The organism is Parabacteroides sp. merdae-related_45_40, from assembly GCF_001915675.1.
Window position 1 is genome coordinate 1 of the sequence record NZ_MNQY01000028.1, and the last position, 284, is coordinate 284.

The 284-nt window shown below is 54.6% G+C and carries 1 protein-coding gene; it reads right to left on the bottom strand.

Going from position 1 to position 284, the window contains the following annotated elements:
* On the bottom strand, positions 1 to 284 hold a 284-nt coding region (locus BHV83_RS00480; RefSeq protein WP_286755308.1), incomplete at both ends, for a C1 family peptidase.

Consider the following 284-nt stretch of genomic DNA (forward strand, 5'->3'; position numbering starts at 1 on the left):
TTCGGTATCGCGTCCTTATGGACCATCACATAGATGGTTTTGGCGCGGACGAAGCTCTCGGACATGTTCAGGTAGCCGCCGAACTTGTTGCGGTCGGTTCCCCATGAATTCTTGGTGATGTAGTATTTCGTGCCGTTCTGGTCTTTGGCGATGCCGGTCAGGTGCATCAGGTGGTCGTCGGTGGTCACGAATGATTCGAATCCGGCCTGGCGCACTTCCGGGGTCACGTTGATTTCCGGGTAGGGACGTTCGAACTTGAAGACCTCTTCTAAGCGTTCCTTCTC